Annotated in this window: 19 protein-coding genes; 6 read left to right on the top strand and 13 right to left on the bottom strand. The window is 74.3% G+C overall.

The window, feature by feature from the left end; genetic code table 11:
- Nucleotides 1–39 precede the first annotated feature (39 nt).
- Genes fetB through QJR14_00145 form a run of 3 tightly spaced genes read right to left on the bottom strand, consistent with a single transcriptional unit; the run spans nt 40 to nt 2,797 of the window.
- Nucleotides 40–828 (bottom strand): iron export ABC transporter permease subunit FetB, encoded by a 789-nt coding sequence (fetB, locus tag QJR14_00155; protein ID MDI3316041.1) that lies wholly within the window; start codon nt 826–828, stop codon nt 40–42.
- Complete coding sequence (locus QJR14_00150; GenBank protein ID MDI3316040.1) at nt 825–1,580, bottom strand: phosphate ABC transporter ATP-binding protein; 756 nt, start codon at nt 1,578–1,580, stop codon at nt 825–827. The genes fetB and QJR14_00150 overlap by 4 nt, the downstream gene beginning before the upstream one ends.
- Nucleotides 1,571–2,797, bottom strand: a complete 1,227-nt coding sequence (locus tag QJR14_00145; GenBank protein ID MDI3316039.1) for a beta-ketoacyl synthase N-terminal-like domain-containing protein — start codon at nt 2,795–2,797, stop codon at nt 1,571–1,573. The genes QJR14_00150 and QJR14_00145 overlap by 10 nt, the downstream gene beginning before the upstream one ends.
- A 156-nt stretch (nt 2,798–2,953) precedes the next feature.
- On the opposite strand from QJR14_00145, the gene QJR14_00140 reads away from it, so the two are divergent.
- From QJR14_00140 to QJR14_00130, 3 genes are read left to right on the top strand one after another with little or no spacing between them, the layout of a single operon-like run.
- A complete protein-coding gene (locus QJR14_00140) occupies nt 2,954–4,015 on the top strand; it encodes a polysaccharide deacetylase family protein (protein MDI3316038.1) in 1,062 nt (353 codons plus the stop codon).
- 37 nt (nt 4,016–4,052) lie between these two features.
- Nucleotides 4,053–5,804 carry a glycerol-3-phosphate acyltransferase gene (locus tag QJR14_00135; GenBank protein ID MDI3316037.1) on the top strand — a complete coding sequence of 584 codons (1,752 nt, stop codon included), beginning with the start codon at nt 4,053–4,055 and terminating at the stop codon, nt 5,802–5,804.
- On the top strand, nt 5,801–6,820 hold the full coding sequence (locus tag QJR14_00130; protein MDI3316036.1) for a BadF/BadG/BcrA/BcrD ATPase family protein: 1,020 nt from the start codon (nt 5,801–5,803) through the stop codon (nt 6,818–6,820). Before QJR14_00135 ends, QJR14_00130 begins: the two co-directional genes overlap by 4 nt.
- Before the next feature lie 45 nt (nt 6,821–6,865).
- On the opposite strand, the gene QJR14_00125 is transcribed toward QJR14_00130, so the two are convergent.
- From QJR14_00125 to thrS, 10 genes are all read right to left on the bottom strand, one after another.
- The gene (locus tag QJR14_00125; protein MDI3316035.1) at nt 6,866–7,177 is read right to left on the bottom strand and encodes a cell division protein ZapA; all 312 of its coding nucleotides are present in this window, start codon (nt 7,175–7,177) and stop codon (nt 6,866–6,868) included.
- 4 nt (nt 7,178–7,181) lie between these two features.
- A complete protein-coding gene (locus QJR14_00120) occupies nt 7,182–9,182 on the bottom strand; it encodes an ABC-F family ATP-binding cassette domain-containing protein (protein ID MDI3316034.1) in 2,001 nt (666 codons plus the stop codon).
- 21 nt (nt 9,183–9,203) lie between these two features.
- Entirely contained in the window at nt 9,204–11,633 is a 2,430-nt protein-coding gene (pheT, locus tag QJR14_00115) for a phenylalanine--tRNA ligase subunit beta (protein ID MDI3316033.1), read from the bottom strand.
- On the bottom strand, nt 11,623–12,711 hold the full coding sequence (gene pheS / locus QJR14_00110) for a phenylalanine--tRNA ligase subunit alpha (protein ID MDI3316032.1): 1,089 nt from the start codon (nt 12,709–12,711) through the stop codon (nt 11,623–11,625). Before pheS ends, pheT begins: the two co-directional genes overlap by 11 nt.
- Nucleotides 12,712–13,355: 644 nt before the next feature.
- The gene (locus QJR14_00105) at nt 13,356–13,451 is read right to left on the bottom strand and encodes a YqzL family protein (GenBank protein MDI3316031.1); all 96 of its coding nucleotides are present in this window, start codon (nt 13,449–13,451) and stop codon (nt 13,356–13,358) included.
- Between the two features lie 88 nt (nt 13,452–13,539).
- The gene (locus tag QJR14_00100) at nt 13,540–14,343 is read right to left on the bottom strand and encodes an RNA methyltransferase (protein ID MDI3316030.1); all 804 of its coding nucleotides are present in this window, start codon (nt 14,341–14,343) and stop codon (nt 13,540–13,542) included.
- Nucleotides 14,344–14,348: 5 nt separating this feature from the next.
- A complete protein-coding gene (gene rplT / locus QJR14_00095) occupies nt 14,349–14,702 on the bottom strand; it encodes a 50S ribosomal protein L20 (GenBank protein MDI3316029.1) in 354 nt (117 codons plus the stop codon).
- 18 nt (nt 14,703–14,720) lie between these two features.
- Nucleotides 14,721–14,918 (bottom strand): 50S ribosomal protein L35, encoded by a 198-nt coding sequence (gene rpmI / locus QJR14_00090; GenBank protein ID MDI3316028.1) that lies wholly within the window; start codon nt 14,916–14,918, stop codon nt 14,721–14,723.
- A 46-nt stretch (nt 14,919–14,964) separates the two neighbouring features.
- Nucleotides 14,965–15,567: a translation initiation factor IF-3 gene (gene infC / locus QJR14_00085; protein MDI3316027.1), complete on the bottom strand. Its 603-nt coding sequence runs from the start codon at nt 15,565–15,567 to the stop codon at nt 14,965–14,967.
- Nucleotides 15,568–15,811: 244 nt separating this feature from the next.
- Nucleotides 15,812–17,815: a threonine--tRNA ligase gene (gene thrS, locus QJR14_00080; GenBank protein MDI3316026.1), complete on the bottom strand. Its 2,004-nt coding sequence runs from the start codon at nt 17,813–17,815 to the stop codon at nt 15,812–15,814.
- A gap of 502 nt (nt 17,816–18,317) precedes the next feature.
- Between thrS and QJR14_00075 the strand changes: the two genes are divergently transcribed.
- The 3 genes from QJR14_00075 to QJR14_00065 are packed head-to-tail and all read left to right on the top strand — an operon-like array spanning nt 18,318 to nt 20,633.
- Entirely contained in the window at nt 18,318–19,460 is a 1,143-nt protein-coding gene (locus QJR14_00075) for an FAD/NAD(P)-binding oxidoreductase (protein MDI3316025.1), read from the top strand.
- A gap of 30 nt (nt 19,461–19,490) precedes the next feature.
- Complete coding sequence (locus QJR14_00070; protein ID MDI3316024.1) at nt 19,491–20,153, top strand: hypothetical protein; 663 nt, start codon at nt 19,491–19,493, stop codon at nt 20,151–20,153.
- A 54-nt stretch (nt 20,154–20,207) separates the two neighbouring features.
- Nucleotides 20,208–20,633 carry a DsrE/DsrF/DrsH-like family protein gene (locus QJR14_00065; GenBank protein ID MDI3316023.1) on the top strand — a complete coding sequence of 142 codons (426 nt, stop codon included), beginning with the start codon at nt 20,208–20,210 and terminating at the stop codon, nt 20,631–20,633.

Below are 20,633 nucleotides of genomic sequence, written 5' to 3'. Positions count from 1 at the left end.
GCCCCCGGGATCGGCTCCGGCGGCGGTCCTCCTCCCCCGTCAGCGCCGTCCCGCCCCCCGGGGTGCCGCCTCCGCCTCCGCGGGCAGGACCAGCTGTTCCGCCGCGTTGAAGAACTGCCGGTAGGCCAGCAAGCCCGTCAGGATCGAGGCGACCCCCACCGAGGTGGAGAGCATGAACATGACCAGGATCTGGTAGCGGACCGCCTGGAGCGGGCTGGCGCCCGCGATGAGCAGCCCCGTCATCATCCCCGGCAGCTGGACGATGCCCACCGTCTTGAGCGAGTCGACCGTGGGGATCATACCCGCCCGGACCGATTCGCGCAGCGGGACCGCCGCCGCCAGCCGGGGCGGGGCGCCCAGCGCCAGCGCGGAGAGCACCTCCCCCCGGCGCCCGCGCATCTCCGCCTTCAGGCGGTTGAGGACGAGGCCGCTGGCCACCATGCTGTTGCCGATGATCATGCCGCTGATGGGGATGACGTAGCGCGCCTCCCCGGGGATCAGACCGAGGAGCAGCAGGAGGGCGAGGGTGACGGCCTCGGCCACCACGATACCCACCCCCGGCGGGAGGAAGCGCTGCGGCAGCCCGGCGCCCCGCTGCCCCGCGTTCTGGACCGCCACCCCCGCCATGGCCGCCAGCACCAGGAGGATCAGCGGCCAGGAAGCCAGGCGGAAGACGAACTCCAGCACGTAGCCCATGGCCAGCAGCTGGAGGAGCGCCCGCACCGCCCCCACCGTCAGATCCCGCTCCAGGTCGAGGCGCTGCAGGTAGGAGACCACCAGCGCCACGGCGACGAAGACCAGCGTCACCAGGACCGAGATCCAGCTCACGCCGGCGTCTCCTCCGTCTCGGCTCTCCCGGGCGGTGCCCCGGTCAGGAAGCGGCGCCCCGTCTCGGTGACCGGCTCGGCGAAGAACGCCCGCGCCTCCCCCCTCTCCACCAGCTCCCCGGCCACCAGCAGCGCCACGTGGTCGGCCACCCGCCGCGCCTGGGCCAGATCGTGGCTGACCCAGACGACGGTCAGCCCCGTCCCGTCCACCAGCCGCCGGACCGTCTCCTCCACGTGGAGCGTGGCGCCGGGGTCGAGCGACGCGGTCGGCTCGTCCAGGAGGAGCACCTCCGGCCGGTTGGCCAGCGCCCGGGCCAGCGCCACCCGCTGCTGCTCGCCGCCGGAGAGCCCGTCCACGCGCCGGCCCGCCGCCTCCGGTGGCAGCGCCACCTGGGCCAGCAGCTCCTCCACCGCCGGGCCGGCCTCGCCGCGGGCGGACGGGCCGAAGCGGACGTTCTCCGCCACCGTGCCGGCGAAGAGGCAGGGCCGCTGGAGCACCAGGCCGACCCTCCGGCGCAGCTCGCGGACGGGCAGCTGGCGCACGTCCCGACCGTCCAGAAGGACCCGGCCGCGGTCGGGGTCCCGCAGCCGGTCGAGCAGCGAGAGAAGGGTGCTCTTGCCGGCGCCGGACGGCCCGATCAGGACGGTCAGGGCGCGCTCCGGGAAGTCGAGCCGGATTCCGCGCAGGATCCAGCCGCCCTCGGGCGACGCGACCCAGACATCCTCCAGCTCCAGGTGCGCCGTCAGGACCACCCCGCCAGCAGGAGGGCGCTGCACGGGCCGCCCAGGCCGATGGCGGTGCAGAGGAGGAGAGGCCGGCCCGGCCGCGTGCCCAACGGATGCGGGCCGTCATGGACCGGGAGGAGCTCCAGCGACGGGTCGGCTTCCTGCCAGCCGGCCGTGGGGGGGAGCTCCCCGGCGGCCAGGCTGAGGACGGCGACCGCCGCCTGGAGGGCGCCGCTGGCGGCCATGGTGTAGCCCAGCGCCCCCGCGGGCGCCGTCACCGGCGGCAGCGCCCCGCCGAAGACGGCGTGCAACGCCTCCGCCTCCGCCCGGTCGACCCGCGGCGAGCCGGCGGCGTGAGCGACCACCGCCGCCACCGCCTCCGGGCCCACGCCGGCCTCGTCGAGGGCGGCGCGGATCGCCCGCGCCAGGCCGTCGGCCAGCGTCGGGCCGTCCAGCAGCGGGCCCGTCGCCAGCGCCCGCCCGTAGCCCACCACCTCGGCCAGGATGCGGGCGCCGCGGGCCTCCGCGTGCGCCAGGCTCTCCAGGACCAGCCAGGCGGCGCCCTCGCCGGCCGTCACCCCGTCGCGGCGCGCGTCGAACGGCCGTCCCCCGCTCCGGCTCAGCTCGCCGGTGCGCAGGAGCGGCCCGAGAAGAAGCGGCTCCAGCGAGGACTCGCTGGCACCCGCCAGGATCACGTCCGCCTCGCCCTCCGACAGCGAGAGGAAGGCGGTGCCGAGCGCATCCAGACCCGCCCCCGAGGCGGTGGTCAGGGTGGTGTTGACGCCCCGGAACCCGTGCTTCTCCGCGATCAGACCGGCCGCGATGTTGGGGATGATGCGCGGGATCGTGTGCGGGCCGACCCGCCGCGGGCCGCTCACCTGGACCCGCTCCAGCCCGGCGATCAGCTCGCCCGGGCCGCCCACCGTCGTTCCGCCGACGACGCCCACGCGCCAGGGGTCCAGCGCCGCCGGGTCGAGAGCCGCCTCTTCCAGCGCCAGGTCGGCGGCGGCGACCGCCAGGTGGCTGAAGCGCTCGTTGTTCCGCACGACCCGGGGCGGGAGGAAGCGCTCCGGCTCGAAACCCTCCACCCTCGCCACCGGCAGCCGCCCCAGGCCGTCCCATTCCTCGATGCGGGCGGCGGCGCATGCGCCCGCCAGGCCGGCGCGGAGCCTCTCCGCACCCACTCCCAGCGCGCTGACGGCGCCGACGCCGGTCACCACCACCCGGGTGGCCTCCGACTCCACTCCTCACCGACCTCCTTTGCAGCTCCCCATCTTACCGGTCCCTCCCACCGGGAACGACTCCCCGTCCGCGGCCAGGTCTCCCGGCGTCCCTCCCGCCATACCCTCTCTCGGCGGCTCCACCGCACGACCCGGCCCCCCGGCGGGAGGTTGGCGACGGTGATCTTCGACGCGAGGAGCTTCCGGCGACTCCTGCGCGTGGCGGCGCACCTGGCCGCCGCCCTGCTGCTCTTCGGCCTCCTCTGGGCCTTCCTCCACGACGCGCCGATCGGCCCCGCCTCCCGCTCCTCCACGGGACCGCTGGACCAGCCCTTCCGCACCGTCCGCCCCGGCGTCATGCTGGCCGACCGCGAGGTGAGCGGGTGGACCGAGCGGGAGTTGCGCCGCTGGCTCGACCAGCTGTCCCGCCAGCTCTCCTCGCAGCCCGAGGACGCCCGCATCGACCCGGTCACGCGAGGAAGGGTCCCCGGCCTGGCCGGCCTCCGCCTCGACGTGGCCGCCACCGTAGAGGCGGCGCTGCGCGCTCCCGACGGAGCCCGCGTCAGCCCCGTCTACCGGCTCCAGCCGCCCCGCGTCCACCTCGACGACCTGCCGCCGGCGCCCATCTACCAGGGGAACCCCCAGCGGCGCGCGGTCTCCCTGCTGGTCAACGTCGCCTGGGGGAACGAGTACCTGCCGCCCATCCTGGAGGCGCTGCAGGGGGCGGGCGTTCAGGCGAGCTTCTTCCTGGTGGGCAGCTGGGCCGAGAAGAACGCCCGCCTGGCGCAGGCCATCGCCGACGCCGGGCAGGAGATCGACTCCCACGGTTGGCAGACGGTGGAGTACGAGCACCTGGGCGAGGCGGAGGTGGCCCGCCAGGTGGTCCAGGCCGACCGGGTCATCCTGGCGGTGACGGGAAGGCGACCGCTCTACTTCAGCCCCCACCGGGGAGTGGTCACCCCGGCCGTCCTGGACCAGGCGCTGGCCGCCGGGCACCAGGTGATCCTCTGGTCCGTCGACACCGTCGACTGGCAGCATCCCTCCCCGGAGGCGATCCTGGAGCGGGTCGAGCAGAAGCTGCACCCCGGCGCGCTCGTCCTGATGCACCCCACCGCCGAGACGGCCCGCGCGCTTCCCGAGCTGATCCGGCGGATCGAGGCGCACGGATACCAGATTCTCCCTCTCGCCCGGCTTCTCTCCGAAGATCCCCTGGCCCAGCCCAAGCCGTCGCAATCCAGGTAGAATCGGGCCGACGCCTTTCCAGAAGGAGAGGGTGCGTGTGTCCGATCTGCTCCTGCGCGCCGCGGTGCTCCTCGCGGCCTTGGCCGCCTCCTTCGCCTGGGGCGCCCTGCCGGTGGGCTACGCCCTGGCGTGGGCGCTGAAGCATGCGGACGTCCGCTGGCTGAGTCCCTACAACCTGGGCCTGGGTACGCTGAGGCGGCGGCTGGGGAGCGCCTGGCCGCTGCTCTTCGGCCTTCCGGACCTGCTCAAGGCGGCTCTGGCCGTCTGGCTGGCCGCGCGGGTCGGGCGGGATCTCGCCTACTGGGCGGTGCTGGGCGTCACCGCCGGGCACCTGTACTCGCCCGCCTTCCTCTGGCCGGGCGGGCTGGCGCCGCGTAGCCGCGGCACCGCCTCCGCCGCCGGCGGGTGGGCGGCCCTGGCCCTCTCCGGTTCGCTCGGGGCGGGGGCCGCGCTCCTGCCGCTGCTGGCGGCTGCGGCCGCGCTCCTGCTCCCCCGGCTGGTGGGGGGACGCTGGGGCTGGCCCTCGTTGGCGGTGGCCCTGGGCGCCCTGGCGCTGCCGGTGGCCGCGGCCGCGGGGGGCGCCACCGGCCTCCTCTGGCCCACCCTGCTCCTCGCCTCGCTCCTCCTCTGGCGGCAGAAGGAGCACCTCGGCCGCATCCTGGACGGTGTCGAACCCCGCCTGGGCGAGCGCAGGCCGCTCCCCGAGACCGACCCGGAGGAGGTCGCCTGCGCCTTCCTGATCCACCCGATGACGCCGGAGGACTGGTGGCAGCCGCGGCGCTTCGGCTGGCTGGCGCCGCTGGTCCGGCGGCGGCTCCTGCCGGAGCGCTGGCTGGAACGGTTGGCCCTCCGGATCCGGCCGATGGAGGTGGACGAGATCTCCGGCATCCTCACCTCCACGGGGAAGCGGGCGCGGATCTACCTCCTGGGCGTGCCCATGCTGCCCGCCCAGATCAAACGCCACGAGCACCTGGCCGTGCGGCGGGCCCGGCAGGCGGCGCGGCTCGCCCGCGAGCTGGGGGCGACGGTGCTCGGGCTGGGTGCCTACTGGTCGGTGGTGGGCGAAAAGGGTTCGGCCGTTCAGGAGGGCTCGCCCATCCCCGTCACCAACGGCGGCGCCTACACCGCCGGTGCCGTGGCGGAGGCGGTGCCGCGGGTGATGGCGCGGCTCCGCGCCCGCGGGCTCGACCTCTCGCAGGCGACGGCTGCGGTGGTGGGTGCCAACGGTGTGGTCGGCTTCGGCATCGCCCGCAGCATCGCCGGCCAGGTGGGGCGGCTGCTCATGCTGGGGACGAGCCTGGACCGCCTGGAGCGGTCGGCGGCCACCCTCCGCCGCCACTTTCCCGGCCTGGAGGTGGTCTCGGGGACCGATCTCGCCCTCCTGCGGCAGGCGGACGTGGTCTTCACCGCCACCTCCCAGGTGGAGCCCGTGGTCCGCCCCGAGCACGTCCGCCCGGGAACCCTCCTCTACGACGTGGGCCGCCCGGCCGACGTCGACCCCTCCGTGGCCGAGCTCCCGGGCGTGGAGGTGGTACCGGGCGGCGTGGTCGCCCTGCCCGGGGAGGCGCGCTTCCAGATCGACCTGGGTTACGGCCCCGGCCTGGTCCCGGCCTGCCTGGCGGAGACGATCCTGGTGGCGCTGGACGGCGCCTTCGACCGCTGCACGCTGGGCGGTCCGGCCCGCGTCGAGAACGTCCGCTACTTCGTCGAACGGGCGCGCCGGATGGGCTTCCGCGTCGTCACCGAGGCCCCCCGGCGGCCGTCGCCGGCCAAGGGGGTCGCCTCGTGATCTACGTGGGCGTCGACGGCGGCGCGTCGCGGACGCGGGTGCTGGCGCTGGAGAGCGGGAGCGGGCGGGTGGGCCGCGCCGAGGGGGCGGGCTCGAGCCCCGAGGTCTGGGGGCCGGAGCGCGCCCTGGCCCTTCTGAAGGACCTGCTCGGGCGGGCGATCGCGGCGGCGGGCGGCGGCCCGGAGGCGCCCGTCTCCGCCGCCTTCGCCCTGGCCGGCGTGGACACGGAGGCGGAGCGCATCCGGGTCTCGGCGCTCCTGGCCGAGGCGCTGCCAGGCTGGTCGATCCGGCTGATCAACGACACCTGGGCGGCACTCTGGGGGGGCGCCCCCGAGGGCGGCCCGGCGGTGGCGGTGGTGGCCGGGACGGGCGCCAACGCCGCGGCCCGGGACGCCTCCGGCCGCCTCTTCACCCTCCGCGGCAAGGGATACGAACAGGGGAACTACGGCGGCGGCATCGACCTGGCGCGGGCCGCCCTCCACGCGGCCTTCCGCTCCGAGGAAGGCTCGGGGGCCGGCACGCGCCTCGAACCGGAGCTGCTGGCGCTGACCGGCGCCCGCGACTACGACGAGCTGGCGGAACGGCTCGGCGGAGGTCAGGCGGCTCCCTCGGACGAGGTCTTCCGGCTGGTGGCCGCCATCCCGCCCCTGGTCGTCCGCCTGGCCGGCGAGGGCGACGCCGTCGCCCAGGAGCTGCTGCTGGAGATGGGGAGGAAGCTGGCCGGCTCGGCCCGGGCGGCCGCGCGGCAGGCCGGCCTGAGCGCGCCCGTGGGCGGCCCGGCGCTGCCCGTGGTGCTGGCCGGGGGACTCTTCCGACCCGAGAACCCCTGGCTGGAGGACGCGCTCCGCCTGGAGCTCCACCGCTCGCTGCCCGCCGCCGACTGCCGCAGGGCGGCGCGCGAGCCGGTGCGGGGCGCGCTGCTCCTCAGCCTGGAGGGCGGCCCCGCGCTCGAGCGAGCGGAGCGGGAGCGGCTCCGTCGCCTCGCCCTGGAGGGGGAGGCCGTCGTCTCCGGCTGAGGATGGCCCGGCCGCCCGCCGGCTGCGGCCGGCCCCTGGGCTCGGTCACCCGGAGGAGGGGAGGTCGCCCTCGGCCGACCCGTCGCGCAGCGGGCGGAGCTCGCGGCTCCACTCCTCCTCCAGCGCTCGTTGCAGCCGGCGGTTGAGGCGCCTGGCTTCCTCGAGCTCGCCCGCCAGGTTGAGCGCCGCCAGCACGGCCACCTGCAGGGCGGAGAGGTGCGGGTTCTTCTCCGCGATCTCGCGCATCCGCCGGTCGGTCTCCGCCGCCAGTCGCTCCAGCTCCTCCGCCGAAGCCGTCCCCCGGAGGACGAACGGACGCTCCAAGATCTTCACCTCGACGCGCTCCATCTCCGCCATGGCGTCACTTCGCCCCCCGTTCGCCGCCCGGGAGCTCCGCCGCCGAGTCCTCCGCCATCTCGAGCCAGCGGCCGTACGCGTTCTCCAGCTCCGCCTCCAGCGCCTGGTACCGTTCGCCCAGGCGGGTCAGCTCCTCCTGGGCGGAGGGCGGGCGGGTCAGCCGCTCCCGGAGCCGGTCCCGCTCCTCCTCCAGCGCCTCGATGCGCGCTTCCAGCTCGGCCAGCTCCGCCTGCCTCCGCCGGAGCGTCGCCCGCCCGCGGGCGGCCGCCTCCCGGCTCTGCGCGCCTCCGCGCCGGTCGGCGTGCTCGCCCGCCTCCCGCACACGCCCCTCGCCCGACCCGGTGGCGGGGGGTGCGGGCCGGGCGGCCGCCCCGGCGGCCCAGGGAAGGCCCTCACCGGCAAGGAGGGCCGTCCCTTCCGGCAGCTCCCGGATCCGTCCCCCCTCCACCAGCCAGAGGCGGCCGGCGACATGGGTGAGGAAGGTCCGATCGTGGCTGACCACCACCAGCGCGGCGGGAAGCCGAGCCAGCGTCCGCTCCAGCGCCTCCCGCGTCTCCAGGTCCAGGTGGTTGGTGGGCTCGTCCAGGAGCAGGAGGTCGCACGGCTCCATCAGGGCCAGCAGCAGGGCGAGCCGCGCCCTCTCACCTCCCGAGAGGCCCGCCAGCGGCCGGAGCGCCGTCTCCCCCGGCCAGCCGAAGCGGGCCAGCCAACGGTGCGCCTCCTCGCGGTCCAGCGGCCGCAGCTCCAGCAGCGCGTCCAGGAGCGATCGCTCCGGCGGCAGCGCCTCCAGCTCGGGCGGCCAGCGCCCCTGGGCCAGCCAGGTGACGCGCAGCCCGGGCCCGGGCAGGAGCGTCCCCCCCAGCGGCTCCAGCGCGCCGGCCAGGGTGGCCAGGAGCGTGCTCTTGCCCGCGCCGTTGGGGCCGACCACCGCCACCCGCTCGCCCACCCGGAGCTCGGCGGAGAAGGGGCCGGCCCGGTAGCCGCCGCGCCCGATGGAGAGTCTCTCCAGGCGGAGGGCCAGGGCGCCCGCCACCGCCAGCCGGTCGGCAGCCGCTCCCAGCCGGGGGACGCCCCCCGGCTCCCGCCCGCTCGCCCCGCCTCCCGCCGACTCGCCCAGGAGCCGTTCCAGCCGCTTCTCGCGGCTCTTCGCCTGGCGGGCCAGCTGGCCCGCCCGGTTCCGCTCGATGAAGGCGCGGAGCCTGGCCGCCTCCCGCCGGCGTCGCCCCTCCTCCGCCTCCTGGCGGCGTTCCTCCTGCCTGCGCAGCTCCGCGTAGTGCGAGTAGCCGCCCGGGTAGGTGCGGAGGCGGCCGCCGGCCACCTCCCAGGTGACGGAGGGGACGCGGTCGAGCAGGTGGCGGTCGTGAGCGACCACCACCACCGCCGCAGGAAGGGCCTGGAGCGCTTCCTCCAGCCAGGCGACCGCCTCCAGGTCCAGGTGGTTGGTGGGTTCGTCCAGGAGCAGGACGTCACCGGGATCGAGAAGCGCCGCCGCCAGCTCCAGGCGGACGCGCTCGCCCCCGCTCAACTCCCGCGAGGGCAGGCGCCAGCGCGACTCGGCCAGGCCGACACCGCGCAGCACCGTCTCGATCCGGTTCCGGTAGCTCCACCCGCCCGCACTCTGGAAGCGCGCCTGGACGAGGCCGTAGCGCTCCAGGTCGGCGGGGGAGGCACGGCCCTCGGCCAGCTCGATCTCGAGGCGGTGCATCTCCGCCTCCAGCCGTCTCAGCTCCGCGAAGGCGGCCTCGGCCCGCTCCCAGGCACTGCGCCCGTCGGCGGTCCCGGCCTCCTGGCGCACGTAGCGGACGCGCAGGCCGGGGCGGCGCCGGACGCTCCCCTCGTCGGGAAGGAGCTCGCCGGCCATCAGCCGGAGAAGGGTGCTCTTCCCGCCGCCGTTGCGCCCGACCACGCCGATCCGCTGCCGGGGTTCCACGGCCGCCGAGACACCCTCGAGCACCGGCCGGTCGCCGGCCCACCAGCCCACGTCCTCCAGCTCCAGAAGCGGCATGAAGCCTCGACCCGACCCCTTTCACGAACGGAGCTGCGCCCCTTCCTCCTTGAGGCGCCGGCGCACCGCCTCGTGGACCCCGGCCACCTCCTCGTCGCTCAGCGTCCGGTCCGGGGCGCGGTAGGTGAGGGAGAAGGCGAGGCTCTTCCGGCCCGCCCCCACCTCCTCCCCATGGTACACGTCGAAGAGGCGGAGCTGGTCCAGCCAGGGGCCGGCCGCCTGGCGGATCGCCTCTGCCACCTTCTCCGCCGGCTCCTCCTCGGGGACGACCAGCGAGAGGTCCCGCGCCACGCCGGGGTAGCGCGGCAGCGGCCCCGGCTCCCGCGGCGGCTGCGCCAGCGGCAGAAGGGCGTCCAGGTCGAGTTCGCCCGCCACCACGCCCTCCGGCCAGTCCAGGGCGCGGCCCACCGCCGGGTGGAGCTCGCCCACCCAGCCCAGGAGCCGCCCTTCGCCCCCCGCCTCGCGCAGCTCGGCCGCGCGGCCGGGATGGAGCGCGGCCGGCCCGCCGCGGACGAAGCGAACCTCGCGGATCGCCAGCCGCTCGAGCAGGGCCTCCACCAGCCCCTTGCCGGTGAAGAAGTCGGCCGGCCGGCCCGGCTCCGCCCAGCTGGCGGCCAGCCGCCCGCGCACCAGGAAGCCCACCGCCATCCGCTCCACCACGCCGCCCGGCTCGGAGCGGGCGAAGCGGCGCCCGATCTCGAAGAGCGCCCACTCGTCCCGGCCCTGCCGGCGGTTCTCCTCGGCCGACTCCACCAGCGAGGGCAGGAGCGAGGGCTCCAGGTAGGCCTGCTCGCGGGTGATGGGGTTGGCCAGGCGGGGGCAGCCCGCCGGATCGAAGCCCAGCGTGCGGAGGCGCTCCTCCCCCTGCAGGGGGTAGCCGACCGCCTCCGTCAGCCCCGCGCCCACCAGCGTCTCCCGGACCAGCCTGCGCAGCCGGCCCGGCCGGTCGGGCTCGGGCAGGTGGGCGGGCGTCACCGCCAGACGCGACGGGATCCGCTCGTAGCCCGCCAGCCGCGCCACCTCCTCGGCCAGGTCCGCCTCGCCCTCGACGTCGCCGCGCCAGCTGGGGACGCGCACCAGGAAGGCCGACCCGCCCCCCGCCCCTGCCTCCTCCTCCACCCGGAAGCCGAGCCGCTCCAGGAGGTCCCGCTGCTCCCCGGGTTCGATCTCCGCGCCCAGGAGCGAACGCGTCCGCTCGGGCCGCCAGCGGACGGTCCGCTCTTCCGGCAGTCTCCCCGCCGCCTCCGCCGCCGCCACCAGGCGGCCACCCGTCCAGGCGGCCACGAGCTCGGCCGCGCGCAGCGCCGCCGCCCTCTGGAGCGCCGGGTCGACGCCCTTCTCGAAGCGGCCGGCCGCCTCCGTGGCCAGGCCGAGCCGGCGCGAGGTCCGGCGGATGCTCCGCGGTTCGAACCAGGCCGACTCCAGGAGGATCCGCCGGGTGCCCTCGTCCACCTGGCTCCCGGCCCCGCCCATGACTCCCGCCAGGCCCACCGGCCGCTCGCCGCTGGCGATCACCAGGTCCTCCCGGGACAGCTCCCGCTCGGCGCCGTCCAGCGTGACCAGCCGCTCCCCGGGGCGCGCCCGGCGGACGCCCACCAGCGGCCGGCCGTCGCGCCAGGCGAGGCGGTCCGCGTCGAAGGCGTGGAGCGGCTGCCCGGTCTCCAGCATCACGTAGTTGGTGGCGTCCACCAGGGCGTTGATCGGCCGGACGCCGGCCGCCCGGAGCCGCCGCTGGACCTCGGCCGGCGAGGGGAGCGGCCGCACCCCCTCCAGGAGCAGCGCCACGTAGCGGCCGCAGCCGTCCGGGGCCTCCAGCTCGATGACGGGTGCCTCCGGGCTCGCGGTCAGGGCAGCCCAGTCGACTTCGGGGGCCCGCCCGGCAGGAAGGGGCAGGCCGAACCGGGCGGCCACCTCCCGGGCGACGCCCAGCACGCTCTGGCAGTGGACCGCGTAGTTCGGCGTCAGCTCCAGCTCCAGCACCGCGTCGCCGGCGGGCAGCCGCCGCTCCGCCGGTTCCCCCGGCTCGCCCCCGGCCAGCTCCAGGACCCCCCCGTGGTCGCCGCCGGGCAGGCCCAGCTCGTCGCCCGCGCAGAGCATCCCCTCCGAGAGGACGCCGCGGAAGCGGACCGCCGCCAGGGGCTCGCTCCGCCCGGGCAGCCGGCTGCCCGGGGGCGCCCAGACGGCGAGCATGCCGGCGCGCAGGTTGGGGGCGCCGGAGACCACCTGGACCGTCCGGCCCAGCCCGGCCTCCAGGCGGCAGACGCGGAGCTGGTCGGCGTCCGGGTGGGGCTCCACCGCCACCACCCGTGCCACCCGCACCCCCTCCCAGCCGCGGGGACCCAGCTCGAGGGCGGCCACCTCCAGCCCCTGCAGGGGCAGGAGACGGGCCAGCTCCTCGGGCCCCACCGGCGGCAGCACGAACTCCTTCAACCAGAGCCAGTCAACGCGCATCCACGGCCCTCCCCCCGCGGAACGGCTCGAGCCAGCGCAGGTCGTTCCGGTAGAGCAGGCGGATGTTCTCGATCCGGTAGAGGAGCATGGCGACCCGCTCGATGCCGAGGCCGAAGGCGAAACCGCTCGCTTCCTCCGGGTCGTAGCCGCCGTTGCGGAGCACCACCGGGTGGACCATGCCGGCGCCCAGGATCTCCAGCCAGCCCGTGCCGCAGACGGTACAGCCCTCGCCGCCGCAGATGGTGCAGGTGACGTCCACCTCCACGCTGGGTTCGGTGAACGGGAAGTAGCTCGGGCGCAGCCGGATCCGGGTCCGGGCGCCGAAGAGGCCGCGCGCCAGCGCCTCCAGCGTCCCCTTCAGGTCGGCCATGCTCACGCCGCGGTCCACCGCCAGCCCCTCGACCTGGTGGAAGACCGGCGAGTGGCGCGCGTCGTCGTCGCGGCGGTAGACCCTGCCCGGCGAGATCATGCGGACGGGGAGGCGGGGCGCGTGCGCCCGCATGTAGCGGATCTGGCCGGGCGAGGTGTGGGTGCGCAGAAGGAGCGCCCCCGCTTCCGCCCTGCCCTCCGCCGGTTCCTCCAGGTAGAACGTGTCCTGCATGTCGCGCGCCGGGTGGTCCGGGGGGATGTTGAGGGCGGTGAAGTTGAGCTCGTCGCTCTCCACCTCCGGTCCCTCCCAGATCTCGTAGCCCAGCGACTCCATGATCGACTCGACCCGCTCCTCGGCCAGGCGGAGGGGATGGAAGGCGCCCAGGGGCGGCCGGACGCCGGGTAGCGTCACGTCCACGCGCTCTCCGGCCAGGCGAGCCTCCAGCCGGCTCCGCTCCAGTTCCTCCGCCCGGCCCCGCAGCGCCTCCTCGATCCGGCTCTTCACCCGGTTCAACCGCTGCCCGTAATCCCTCCGCTCCTCGGCAGGAAGGGAGGGCAGGCGCCGGAAGGCCTCGGCGAGCCGGCCCTTCCTGCCCAGGAAGGCGACCCGGACGCGCTCGACCTCCTCGGGGGAGGAGGCCTGCGCCACCTGGGCCAGCGCCTCCTCGGCGAGCGCCTCCACGCCCTTCTCCCCCACGCCCTCGTTCACGGTCTCACCCCCGTCTCGACCGGGATCCCGGCGGGATCCCGGCGCTATCCCGGCAGCACGCCACCCTTGCCCCGAGGGGGCCACCGGGCCAAAAAAAACCGCCCCCTCTCCAGGGGCGGAAGTCCACCGCGGTACCACCCTTGCTTCCCCCGCCCGCATCCTTCGGCGGCAGGGCTCTGCGCGCGGTACCGGGCGCACCCGCGTCCCCCTGGCGGAGGAGGTCCCGCACGGCGTCGGTGCGGCGGGACGCCTCCCCCCTCAGGAGACCTGCTCAGGGGTGAACTTCACCCGGAACCGCCGCAGCCGGCTTCCAGTCTTGGCCGGCCTCCCTGAGGCGGCACTCCCGGGCTACTCTCCCCCTCATCGCGCATCCGGCCGAAGCGGAACGACCGGACTCTTCTCTTCGGGATGATACGCCAGTATCGGCCCGCGCGGCCGGAGATGTCAACCGCGAGCGGCGGCCGCCTGTGCCCGCGCGCATCCGGCTCCCCGCCGGCGCCGGCCCGCGGCCTTCCGCCGAACAAGAAAGCCACCCCCGAGGAGGGGTGACCAGATCCCGTGAACCGGACCGGCGCCGACGCTGTGCCCGCTCCGCCCCCATCCACCGGGCGGGCCTGCAACCGGATCGGCCCCCGCCTTCCGACTCAGCCGTTGCCGCCCAGCAGGCTCCGATAGAGCAAGTACGCCAGGATCGACCCGGTACGCTCGAAGATCGCCCAGAAGAAGTCGGCCGCCGGCACCGTGGGTCTGCCCCCTTCCGGCCATCGCCCGCCCGCTCTCACTGCATCCGCTGGCGCGTTCGCCTCGACGGAGGCGCGTTCGCACGCATTATAACATCGCTTTTCGCTGAATGGCAGCCCTCTGCCGCGCCGCCTCATAGAGGATCATCGCACCCGCGACGGCGGCGTTCAACGACTCTCCACCCTCCATGGGGATGGTGACCGCCTCCGCCCGGCGCCGGATCTCCTCGGAGACGCCTCCGGCCTCGTTGCCCACCACCACCGCCACGGGCCCCAGCAAGGGGGTCTCCCAGAGCGGCCGCCCGCCCCGCGGCATCGCCACCAGCAGCCTCCAGCCCTGCGCGACCGTCTCCGCCAGAAGCCGCTCCCGCTCCACCCCCCAGCGGAGGGGCAGGCGGAAGGCGGCCCCCATGGCGCTCCGCACCACCTTGGGGTTCCAGACGTCCACCGTCCCCTCCAGGAGAAGCGCCGCCCGGCAGCCCAGCCCCTCGGCCGCGCGCAGGAGCGTGCCCAGGTTGCCCGGATCCTGGAGCCGGTCGACCACCAGCAGCGGATGGTCCGCGCTGCCGGAGCGCCCGTCCCACGGGGCCGGCATGCGCACCAGGAGCGCCACGCCCTGGGGGCTCTCCACATCGCTCAGCTGGCGGAAGAGCGAGGGGCTCACCTCGACCACGCGATCGGCAGGAAGGCCCGCGGCCAAGCCGCGGGCCTCCTCTCCCCACATCTCCGGTGCCAGCACCGCCAGCTCCACGCCCAGCCCCGCCGCCAGTGCATCCCGGGCGAGCTGCACGCCCTCCACCAGGACCAGGCCCCTCTGGTGCCGGAGCCTGCGGTCGCGGGCCAGGCGGCGGACCAGCTTCAGACGCGGGTTGCCCGCGCTTTCCAGGCGCACCCGGCTCAGAGCGCGGCGCGCGCCCGCTCCACCAGCTGCTCGAACCCGGCGCGGTCTCGCACCGCCATCTCCGCCAGCATCTTCCTGTTGATGGCCACGCCGGCCCGCTTCAGCCCGGCGATCAGCCGGCTGTACGAAAGCCCGTTCCGTCGCGCGGCGGCGTTGATGCGCGCGATCCACAGCCGGCGGAACTCCCTCTTGCGCAGGCGGCGGTGCCGGTAGGCGTGGGCGAGCGCGTGCATGACGGTCTCGTTGGCCGGCCGGAAGAGGGCGTGGCGCCCCCCGAAATAGCCCTTGGCCAGCTTCAGGATCTTCTTGTGGCGGCGCCGGCTGTGCGGCCCGCCCTTGACACGGGTCATCCGGACCCCTCCCCTGGATCAGGTCCCCGGCAGGAGCCGGCGCAGGCGCCGCTCGTCCGTCCGGCTGATCACGGCCGGCCGCTCGAGACGGCGGAGCTGCTTCTTGGACTTGGTGCGAGCGATGTGGTGATTGTAGGCGCGTTGGCGCCGGAAGTGGCCCTTGGCGGTCAGCTTGAACCGCTTGGCGGCACCCCTGTGCGTCTTCATCTTGGGCATCCCGTCTGACCCCCTCGTCCCTCCGAGCCGGTGCGGGCGAAACCGGTCACTGGGACCCTGCACCCGCGGCCTCGCCGCCTTCGCTCGGCTTGGTCTCCTCCTCGCCCTGCGGGGAGCCACCCGCCCGCTGCCGGACCGCGTTGGGCTTGGGGCTCAGGAGCATCACCATGTTGCGGCCCTCGACCCGGGGTTGTTGCTCGACGACAGCCAAGTCCTGCACCCGTTCCACCAGCTGCTGGAGCAGCTGAAGGCCCAAGGAGGAGTGCACGATCTCCCGGCCGCGGAACATGATGGTGCATTTCACCTTGTTTCCCTCGCGAAGGAAGCGCTCTGCGTTCCGCGCCTTGACCTCGAAGTCGTGGTCGTCGATGTTCGGTCGCAGCTTCACTTCCTTGATGTCGACGAGCCGTTGGTGGCGCCGGGCTTCCCGCTCGTGCTTGGCCTGCTCGTACTTGTAGCGGCCGTAGTCCATCAGCCGGCAGACCGGCGGCGTCGCGTTGGGCGCCACCTCAACCAGGTCCAGGCCCCGTTCGGCCGCGACGCGGAGCGCCTCCCGGGTCAGGAAGACCCCCAGCTGCTCGCCGTCCGCGTCGATGACGCGCACCTCACGGGCCCGGATGGCCTGGTTGACCCGCAACTCCCTGGCGATGCTCCATCACCCCCATGTAACGAAACCGGCGATGGGCCACCGCGCCCACCGCCGACGGAACTTCGTCCCTCGTGGTCGTCTTCGTTCCGGTGGCCCTGCGCGCTCGAGCGGCAGGGGAGAAGCCGAGCTTCTGCTTCGTGGACCGCACTTGTCGCGCGCAGTCTACCATCGGCCGCAGGAAGAGTCAACGGTTGCGGCCGGGCCGCGCCCGGGAGCGCGAGGCCGCACCGGATCCCCCGGCGGCTCAGCCCGGGCGGCCCGCGGGCGCCGCGGGCCGCCCGCTTCGGAGCCGGACCTCCTCCAGCAGGCGCGCGGCCACTTCCTCCCAAGGAAGCCGGCCCTGGTCGCCCTCGCCGCGGCTGCGGAGGGCGACCGTCTCCGAGCTCGCCTCCCGGTCGCCCACCACCAGCACGTAGGGGACCTTCTCGAGCTCCGCCTGGCGGATCTTGTAGCCCAGCTTCTCGTTGCGGTCGTCCACCTCCACCCGCAGCCCGCGGGCGCCCAGCTCCCGCTCCAGCCTCCGCGCGTACTCCAGGTGCCGGTCGGCCACGGGCACGATGCGCGCCTGGAGCGGGGCCAGCCAGAGCGGGAAGTCGCCCGCGTAGTGCTCCACCAGGATGCCGATGAAGCGCTCCAGCGAGCCCAGGATGGCGCGGTGGATGATGACCGGCCGGCGCAGCTCGCCGCGCTCGTCCACGTAGGTCAGATCGAAGCGCTCCGGCAGCTGGAAATCGAGTTGGACGGTGGCGCACTGCCACTCCCGGCCGAGCGTGTCGGTCACCATGAAGTCGAGCTTGGGGCCGTAGAAGGCGCCGTCGCCCTCGTTGATCTGGTACGGCTTGCCCGTCGCCTCCAGCGCCTGCCGGAGCGCCGCCTCGGCGCGCTCCCAGGTGGCCAGCTCGCCCATGTAATCCTCCGGCCGCGTGGAGAAGAGCACCCGGTAGGGCATGCCGAAGGTGGAGTACTCCCGCTCCACCAGCTCCAGCACGCGGGCGATCTCCTCCTGGATCTGCTCCTCGCGGACGAAGAGGTGCGCGTCGTCCTGGTGCATGCCGCGGACGCGGAGGAGGCCGTGGAGCGTGCCCGAGCGCTCGTAGCGGGCGAGTCCCTCATACTCCATGAAGCGGAGCGGCAGGTCGCGGTAGGAGCGGGTCTTCTCCTTGTACAGCAGGCAGTGGGCCGGGCAGTTCATCGGCTTCAGCCCCAGCACCTCGTCGTCCCGCTCCATCAGGAACATGTTCTCGCGGTAGTGCTCCCAGTGGCCGGAGACCTTCCAGAGGTCGGTGCGGAAGACCTGGGGCGTGCGCACCTCCCGGTAGCCGGCCGCCTCCTGCAGCTCGCGCGAGAAGGCCTCCAGCTGGCGGTAGAGCGTCCAGCCCTTGGGGTGCCAGAAGACGAAGCCGGGCGCCTCCTCGTGGAAGGAGAACAGGTCCAGCTCCGGTCCCAGCTTGCGGTGGTCGCGCCGCCTGGCTTCCTCCCGCACCCAGAGGAAGTGTTCCAGCTCCGCGCTCTTCCGGAAGGCGGTGCCGGAGATCCGCTGCATGCGCGGTCCATGCTCGTCGCCGCGCCAGTAGGAGCCGGCCACGCCCAGCAGCTTGAAGGCGCGGATCATCCCGGTGGAGGGGACGTGGGGCCCCCGGCAGAGGTCGACGAACTCGCCCTGCCGGTAGGCGGTGATGGTGGCGCCTTCGGGCAGCTGGCGGATGATCTCCAACTTGTACGGCTCCTCGCGCAGCTCGAAGAGCTCGAGCGCCTCCTCCCGGGTGAGCACCTCCCGCCGGATGGGGAGGTCCTGGGAGACGATGTCGCGCATCGCTTCCTCGATCCGGGGCAGGTCGTCGGCGCTGAGCGGCTCGGGCAGGTCGATGTCGTAGTAGTAGGTCTCCTCCAGCGCCGGCCCCACGCCCAGACGGGCCTCCGGCCAGAGCCGCTTGACCGCCTGGGCGGTCAGGTGGGCGGCGCTGTGCAGGAGAACCTTCCGCCCCTCGGGGTCCTGGGCGGTGAGGAACTCGATGCGGCCGCCGCGTTCCAGCGGCCGGCTGAGGTCGACCAGCTCGCCGTCCAGCCGCGCCACCACCGCCTCCCGGGCCAGCCGCCGGTCGCTCTCCACCAGCGCCTGGAGCGGGGTCACGCCCGCCGGAAAGCTCCGCTCCACGCCGTCGGGGAAGAGCAGGCGCACCGGGCCCTCCTCCCGTCCTTCCGGCACCCTGCCGTCGCCCGACTCCGGGCGCGCGTGGGGACCATCCATTGTCGTCGCACCCTCCTCCGTCGTCGCCGGCGCTGGCGCAGCACGGGTGGCCAACAAAAAAGCCGCCCCGAAGGGACGGCTGGACGCGGTTCCACCCTGCTTCGCGCCGCGCGGGCGCGCTCTCTTCGCGCTGTATCGGGCGCTCCCGGTCCCCTTCGGCACCGGCCGGCCGGCCTCCCCTCGGGGACGGCTCGCGGGTGGTCTTCCGATCCGGCGGTGCCGGGCGCTTCGCAGCTGCCGCGCCCTCTCTGGGGACCCGTGCCGGAACGTACTCGCCCCGCTCATCGCCGGGCACGCTGTTCCCTGCGGGGTCGAGTCTAGCGGGCGCCCGACGCGCCGTCAAGGCGGGCGGGTGGGGCGGAGCGGCCCGGGGCCCGCTGCCGTCCGGTGGCCGCCCTAGGATCTCCGCCCTAAGGCGGCCGTCATGTGGGTCCGTCACCCGATGCCCCCGGGGGTACGGAAGGCGCTATAACGCCTTGGGATTTCAAAGGAGCGTGGGACGATGACGCAGCGAGTGGTCTTCCTCGGTGCGGGCGACGGCGGCCTCATGGCCGCCAACCGTCTGGCCCGCATGATGCGCCAGGAGCTGGACCGCGGCGAGCTGGAAATCCTCCTCATCAGCGACAGCGACCGTCATCTCTACCAGCCGGGCCTCCTCTACATCGCCCTGGACCAGGCGCAGCCCGACGGCTTCTTCCGCCCGCAGCGGCAGCTCACCCTTCCCGGCGTCCAGCTGATCGTCGATCCCGCCGTGCGCATCGCGCCCGAGAAGCGGGTGGTGGAATGCGCCAGCGGGAGGCGGGTGGAGTATGACTTCCTGGTCATCGCCACCGGGTCGCACCCCGACCTGGACGCCATCCCGGGGCTCCGACAGGGCGGGTACTCCTTCTACACCACGGAGGAGGCGCTCCGCCTCCGCAAGGCGCTCCAGGGCTTCCAGGGCGGCCGCGTCCTGATGACCATCGGGGTGCCGCACAAGTGCCCGGTGGCCCCCCTGGAGTTCATGTTCATCCTGGACGACTATCTCCGGCGCGCAGGCCTGCGCGAGAAGACGGAGCTGGTCTACACCTACCCCATCGCCCGGCTCCACACCGTCCAGCCGGTGGCCGACTGGACCGCCCGGGTCTTCGCGGAGCGGAACATCCGCGGCGAGACCTTCTTCAACATGGAGAGCGTCGACCCCGACGCCCACAAGGTGAGCACCCTGGAGGGAGAGGAGATGGAGTACGACCTGCTGGTCGCCATCCCGCCGCACGTGGGCGCGAAGGTGGTCCGGGACTCGGGCTTGGCCGACAACGAGGGCTGGCTCCCCACCGACCCCAAGACGCTGAAGATGAAGGGCCAGGAGCGGATCTACGTGCTGGGCGACGCGACGGACCTGCCCATCTCCAAGGCCGGCTCGGTGGCCCACTACGAGTCCGAGGTGGTGGCCAGGAACCTGGTCCACGAGCTGCGTGGCGAGCCGCCCACCGTCCTTTACGACGGCAAGGTCTTCTGCTTCATCGAGGCGGGCCTGGAGGAAGCCACCTACGTCGCCTTCGACTACAAGACCCCGCCCCGGCCGACCGCGCCGGCCGCCATGATCCACTGGTTCAAGCTGGCCTACAACGAGATGTACTGGCTGTCGCTGCGCGGGCTGCTCTAGGCCGGGCAGCCGGAAGGGAGGCGACACGGGGTGACCGAGAAGGACGAGGCGAAGGTGAGCGTGGAGGCGGACGGCGCCGTCCCGTCGCCGGTCCTGGACGAGCCCGCGGCCCGGACCGTGGAGGAGACGGCCCGCCTTCTCACCGCCTTCACCGATTCCATGACGCCCGAGACGCTCTCCAGCCTGATGGCGCTGGTGAGCCAGCTGGCGGAGCTGGCCGACCGCCTGGCGAAGCCGGAACTGGCGGGATTCCTGGACCGGCTGCTGCCGGAGCTGCCGACGCTGGAGCGGCTGCTGGAGCGGGTCGAGCGGATGGAGAAGGACGGCGGGCTGGCCCGGGTCGAGGAGCTTCTGGGCTTCCTGGGGACCGCGCTGAGCGCGACCACGCCCGAGCTGGTCGGCTCGCTGGCCGGCACGCTCAGCCGCCTGCTGGACGTGGCCGACCTGCTGATGCAGAGCGAGATCTTCCGCCAGCTGCCGGCCGCGCTGGCCGACGTCGACCACGTCCTGCGGGAGCCGCCGCGGCACCAGCCGCGGGGCGAGCTCCGCCACCTGATGGCCAGGCTCCGCGACCCCGACCTGCAGGACGGGCTGGAGCTGGCCCTGGAGGTCTTGAGCCGTGCGGGGCGCGGCGCCCGCGAGGAGGCCGCGCGACGGGGCAGGCCGGTGGCGGCTGCTCCGGCGGAGCACTAGTCAACAAACCGCCCCAAGCCCTGGAGGGCCGGCGGAGAGAAAGGAGCCTGCAGCATGGCGGAGGAGAAGAAGCGTCTCTGCATGGTGGTCTTCGACGGGACGGTCGACAAGCTCTACCCCGTCTCCATCATGACCTCGGGCGCGGTCATGAACGATGTCCGGGTCGACATCTTCCTCACCTTCTGGGGCTTGATGGCCTTCCGCAAGGGCGAGCCCTACAAGGTGCAGGCGGTGAGCAAGGACTACGAGGACCAGGCCGCCCAGATGATGGCGGTGATGCAGGAGAAGAAGGTCCCCCACTGGTACGACACGCTGCTCCAGGCGAAGGAGCTGGGAGACGTCCACGTCCACGCCTGCGCGATGACAGCGGACCTCTTCGGGCTGACCAAGGAAGACTTCGAGCCGGTCATCGAGGACATCATCGGCGTCGGCGAGTTCATCGAGATGACCCAGGACGCCTCCTCGACCCTCTTCATCTGA

This window comes from Bacillota bacterium (assembly GCA_029961055.1).
Lineage (GTDB): Bacteria > Bacillota > Sulfobacillia > JAIMAT01 > JAIMAT01 > JAIMAT01.
This window is presented reverse-complemented; position numbering and strand designations above follow the sequence as displayed.